Source organism: Bradyrhizobium sp. (genome assembly GCF_035484855.1).
Classification (GTDB): Bacteria; Pseudomonadota; Alphaproteobacteria; order Rhizobiales; family Xanthobacteraceae; genus Bradyrhizobium.
In genome coordinates, this window is sequence record NZ_DATHOP010000293.1 from 1 (window position 1) to 4364 (window position 4364).

7 protein-coding genes are annotated in these 4364 nt (G+C 63.7%); 3 read left to right on the top strand and 4 right to left on the bottom strand.

Annotation, left to right across the window (positions count from 1 at the left end; genetic code table 11):
* Positions 1-116: 116 nt before the first annotated feature.
* Entirely contained in the window at positions 117-665 is a 549-nt protein-coding gene (locus tag VK804_RS32880) for a sigma-70 family RNA polymerase sigma factor (protein ID WP_325752470.1), read from the bottom strand.
* Complete coding sequence (locus VK804_RS32885; protein ID WP_325752471.1) at positions 665-901, bottom strand: NepR family anti-sigma factor; 237 nt, start codon at positions 899-901, stop codon at positions 665-667. Before VK804_RS32885 ends, VK804_RS32880 begins: the two co-directional genes overlap by 1 nt.
* A gap of 211 nt (positions 902-1112) precedes the next feature.
* Here VK804_RS32885 and VK804_RS32890 point away from each other — a divergent pair, with 211 nt between their 5' ends.
* The 3 genes from VK804_RS32890 to VK804_RS32900 all read left to right on the top strand — a co-directional run bounded on the left by VK804_RS32890 (position 1113) and on the right by VK804_RS32900 (position 2825).
* Positions 1113-1913 carry a response regulator gene (locus VK804_RS32890; protein ID WP_325752472.1) on the top strand — a complete coding sequence of 267 codons (801 nt, stop codon included), beginning with the start codon at positions 1113-1115 and terminating at the stop codon, positions 1911-1913.
* Between the two features lie 157 nt (positions 1914-2070).
* Positions 2071-2304 (top strand): hypothetical protein, encoded by a 234-nt coding sequence (locus tag VK804_RS32895; RefSeq protein WP_325752473.1) that lies wholly within the window; start codon positions 2071-2073, stop codon positions 2302-2304.
* Between the two features lie 134 nt (positions 2305-2438).
* A complete protein-coding gene (locus tag VK804_RS32900; protein ID WP_325752474.1) occupies positions 2439-2825 on the top strand; it encodes a hypothetical protein in 387 nt (128 codons plus the stop codon).
* Between the two features lie 362 nt (positions 2826-3187).
* Here VK804_RS32900 and VK804_RS32905 read toward each other — a convergent pair whose 3' ends face one another.
* Both VK804_RS32905 and VK804_RS32910 read right to left on the bottom strand, forming a co-directional pair.
* Entirely contained in the window at positions 3188-3622 is a 435-nt protein-coding gene (locus tag VK804_RS32905; RefSeq protein ID WP_325752475.1) for a hypothetical protein, read from the bottom strand.
* Positions 3623-3770: 148 nt separating this feature from the next.
* Positions 3771-4142 carry a DUF883 family protein gene (locus tag VK804_RS32910; RefSeq protein WP_325752476.1) on the bottom strand — a complete coding sequence of 124 codons (372 nt, stop codon included), beginning with the start codon at positions 4140-4142 and terminating at the stop codon, positions 3771-3773.
* Between the last annotated feature and the right edge of the window lie 222 nt (positions 4143-4364).

Below are 4364 nucleotides of genomic sequence, written 5' to 3' on the forward strand. Positions count from 1 at the left end.
ACCGCACCGAGCAGTTGTCGCGGCGATAAGCTCGTCACTATCACTGCACAAACAATCAGGGCCCGCGACCAAATCGCGAGCCCTGAAAGATGGATTGCAAAATGGCGTCGCCGCTACTACCCGCCGCTGCCGCCGATCACGGCGCGCACGGTCTCGTCCGGGCCAAAATCGTCGGTGCCGTCGACATACAGCAGCGCGCTGAGCTTCGAGCGGGCGCGGTTGACGCGGCTCTTGATGGTGCCGACCGCGCAGCCGCAGATCGCCGCGGCGTCTTCATAGGAGAAGCCGGAGGCGCCTACCAGGATCAGCGCTTCACGCTGGTCCTGCGGCAGTTTTTCCAGCGCCGCGCGAAACTCCTCGAACTCCAGATGCGCGCTTTGCGCCGGCTGGGTTTTCAGCGTCTTGGCGTAGCTGCCATCGGCGTCCTCGACCTCGCGCCGCCGCTTGCGGTAGTCGGAGCGGAACAGGTTGCGCAGGATCGTGAACAGCCACGCCGGCAGGTTGGAGCCGGGCTGGAACGAGTCGATGTTGGCAAGCGCGCGCAACAGCGTCTCCTGCACCAGATCGTCGGCGCGGTCGCCGTTACCGGAGAGCGAGATCGCGAAGGCGCGCAGGCTGGGTACTGAGGCCAGGATATCGTCGCGTAGGGCATCCGTGAGAGGCATTAATCTCTCCCGTCATTTTTGATTGCTTGATCGCCCGCATCCCCCAATTGGTCATTGGGCTTGGGAACATCAAGCTTGCGGATCAGTTCGGCGAACCGGTCAGGTACCCCCTGGCGCACGACGTCGTCATACATCGCCCGCAGCTGGTGGCCGATTCTCGACTGAATCTCGGCATTGAGGCCGCCCTGCTTCCCCGTCGCCGTATTCTTGGTGGCTTGAGACTTTACTTCTTTCATGACCTGTTCCACGCTTCCCCGAGGGTTAAGTCCCTGTAGCTTCAAGAATTATCGCCAAATAGAGTCCTATAAGGGGAACTAATTCGCTCCTCTGCCAGAAGTTCCCGCAGGCTTAGGGAACTTTCCGCGCCCAGGCGCGTAATACAGCCACGCAAGGGGGGAACCGGGTCACCCCAGTAAGCCAGCTTGGCCCAAAATTGATGGAGTGGGGATGTCCCGATCACAGCTCGTTGCCGAACATCTGCCGTTGCTGCGGCGCTATGCCCGTGCGTTGACGGGAAACCAGGCTTCAGGCGATGCCTATGTCGGCGCCATGCTCGAGGCGCTGCTGCAGGACTCTTCCCTGCTCGATGAGCAGCACGGGGCCCGCGCCGCCCTGTTCCGCCTGTTCACCCAGATCTGGAATTCGGTCGCGCTCAACGAGGATGCCGACGTGGCGACCCTGCCGATGCCCCCCGAGCGCCGGCTGTCCAACATCACGCCGCTGCCGCGTCAGGCTTTCCTGCTGTTGTCGCTGGAAGGATTTTCGGAAGAGGAAGTGGCCTTCATCCTCGACATCGATGTCGGCGAAACCCGCCGGCTGGCGGATGCCGCCGGCCGCGAGATGGCGGCCGAGATCGCCACCGACGTGCTGATCATCGAGGACGAGACCTTCATCGCGATGGACCTCGAAAGCCTGGTGCGCAACCTCGGCCACCGCGTCATCGGCGTCGCCCGCACCCATTCGGATGCGGTCGCACTCGCCAAAAACAAGAAGCCCGGCCTGATCCTCGCCGACATCCAGCTCGCCGACGGCTCTTCGGGGCTCGAGGCCGTCAACGAACTGCTGCGCACCTTCGAGGTGCCGGTGGTGTTCATCACCGCCTATCCCGAACGCTTCCTGACCGGCGAACGCCCGGAGCCGGCATTCCTGATCTCAAAACCGTTCCAGCCCGCGATGGTCTCCGCGGTGGCGAGCCAGGCGCTGTTCTTCCAGCGCAACTCGCGCAACCGGACGCCACGGGTGGCGTGAGATCGGGTCGGTCGAATCGAACGAATCCGGCGCGCTGAAGGGCGCGCCGGATTTTTTTGGCATGTGATTGGCCCCAGCGTAGCCCGGATGAAGCGCTTGTGAAATCCGGGATTGTCTCGCTCCGCTCCTGGATTGCGCTCCGGCGCACGCCGACGGCGTGACCCCGCAGCTTCATCCGGGCTACAAGCATTACATGCTCTTCGTCATGGCCGGGCTCGTCCCGGCCATCCACGTCTTTGTAACCGAAGGCAAGACGTATGCCCGGCGCAAGGGCGGGCATGACGGAGCTCTGAGTTGTCTGGAAAAAAAGCAGGGCGCGGTTGGCATCACCACAACCGCGCCCCACGTCGCCGGTCTATGGGGCAGGGGGGATGACCGGCTGCCGGGATGACTCCGAGGCCCCCTCTGTCGTTCCGGCTTCCCAAAAAATTTTTGCACACGGTTAAGTGATGCCGGGTTCCTTGAACCTCGGGGGTTCGGTTCCGTTCTTATTATTGATCGCCATGGGGCGAGGGACCAACCGTCATGTCGCAGACCTCCAGGGCAATTTTCGCAGCGTCCGCCGTCGCGCTGACGCTTGGCGTGGTTCCGCTGGCCGCCGGGCGCGACCTCACCGGCGGCGTGTTCCATCGCCTGCAGGCCACCTCGACCGCGCCTGCGATCAACCGCGCGACCAAGGCCGACCGCGCCACGGTCGTCGCGTCGACCGGCGGGCCGACCCGAACCATCTCGCTGCACCTGGACGGGCTCACCGACACCTCCGTGCTGGTCCGCATCCCCGTAGCCCAGGCCGGCCGCAGCGCGCCCGAATGGACCAAACCCGGCAACGACCGCCCGGTGGCCTGCGAGCCCGTGGTCAGCGTCCTGACCGACATCGCCAAGCGGCTGCAGGCGGGGCGCTGCGTCACCTGACATAAGACCTGACATAATAGGTCGTCATGCCCGGGCTTCCGCCTTCGCCAAGGCTTCGGCGGGTCTTCGGTATTAGTCCGCCGAAGCCCTGGCGAAGGCGGAAGCCCGGCAATGACGAGGGTTACCGATGCGGTGAGATCGCGAACGTATGTCTCACCGTCATTGCGAGCGCAGCGAAGCAATCCATGGTACGGCAAGAAAGATGGATTGCTTCGCTGCGCTCGCAATGACGGCGGGGGGCTGTTTGAAATTCAAATCCGAAGATTTCGTAGCCCGGATGGAGCGCAGCGAAATCCGGGGCCGGTGTCTCGTTCACTCCCGGATTTCGCTGCGCTCCATCCGGGCTACGATGCTACGAGATCTCACTCCGCCGGCGCCTGGTCCTGCCGGGGGTTGCGGCTCGCCATCAATCCGAGGGCGAGGCCGCCGACCGCGAGAATCGGGATCAGCCGCTTGACGCCGATGGCGCGGACCAGCTGGATGCCGGTCGCAACCAGCATGGGATCGGCGAACGCGCTATGCAGGGCCGATTTCGCGGTCTCCCGGGCGCGCGCCTTGATCTGGCTGCGGCGTACGCTGTAGCAGATGCCGACGATGACGGCGGCCACAAGGAACACGCCGGCGCCGGCGAGGCACGCCTCGATCAGCCCGTAATTCTGCAGCACGTAGACGAAGGCTGCGGCGCACAGAAACGCAAACGTGATGAACAGGGCGAACGCCATCGCGGCCGCGAGCGATGTCAGCTGCAGGGCGGAGCCGGTCGACTGCTTGAAGTCGTCGATCATGCGCTGAAACATCGAAATTGGCCTCGCTCGAAATGACCTCGGAAAAACACGCGGGCGGCGGCGCTTGCGCCGCCGTTCGAATCAAGCCGTCGCGCCGCGGACTATCTTCGTCAACCTGGCTTCGCCAAATCTACCAGCGCCAAACCTACCTGCGCCAAATCTACCTGCGCCACGTCGCGCCGATCAGGAAGCCGAGGCCGATCGCGAGCCCGACGGTCGCCAGCGGACGCTGCACGATCACGTCTTCCAGCGTCTCCTCGATCGAATGCGCGGCGTCCTGCGCCGCGTCCATCATCGCGCCGCCGCGCTCCGACATGTCGTCGACCGCCGCATCGACATTGGCGCGGGCCTGCTTGTAGCCGCGGCGCGCCTGCTTCTTCGCGGTGCCGGCAAAACTGTTGAGCACGTCGGTGATCTGGTCGGTCAGAGCGGAGATATCGTTCTTCACGGCGGTCACATCCTTTTCCAGGCGGTCATAGGTCGCTTTATCCGTCAGATCCTTGATTCCGATTTCGCCATTGGTACTCGACATCAAAAGCTCCCGGTTCTCGAAATTGTCTGACGGAGGAACGCCGCGCTGCTCGTTAAGTTCCATGGAAGTTCCGAGTTCACACGTCGTCCCGGCGAACGCCGGGACCCATAGCCACCGGCTGTAGTTGTTGCGCGAAGGCCGTCGAACAGCGTCTCCCAACAGAGAGAGCACAGCGTATGGGTCGTAAGTCTCGGGTGCCTCGATCTGCTATGATGGGGGTGA

What these genes read in the sequence shown, in the direction of transcription:
- VK804_RS32900 (WP_325752474.1), top strand. Translation starts at nt 2,439, where the DNA reads ATGTCGCAGACCTCCAGGGCAATTTTCGCAGCGTCCGCCGTCGCGCTG.
- VK804_RS32905 (WP_325752475.1), bottom strand. Translation starts at nt 3,622, where the DNA reads ATGTTTCAGCGCATGATCGACGACTTCAAGCAGTCGACCGGCTCCGCC.
- VK804_RS32890 (WP_325752472.1), top strand. Translation starts at nt 1,113, where the DNA reads ATGTCCCGATCACAGCTCGTTGCCGAACATCTGCCGTTGCTGCGGCGC.
- VK804_RS32910 (WP_325752476.1), bottom strand. Translation starts at nt 4,142, where the DNA reads ATGTCGAGTACCAATGGCGAAATCGGAATCAAGGATCTGACGGATAAA.
- VK804_RS32885 (WP_325752471.1), bottom strand. Translation starts at nt 901, where the DNA reads ATGAAAGAAGTAAAGTCTCAAGCCACCAAGAATACGGCGACGGGGAAG.
- VK804_RS32880 (WP_325752470.1), bottom strand. Translation starts at nt 665, where the DNA reads ATGCCTCTCACGGATGCCCTACGCGACGATATCCTGGCCTCAGTACCC.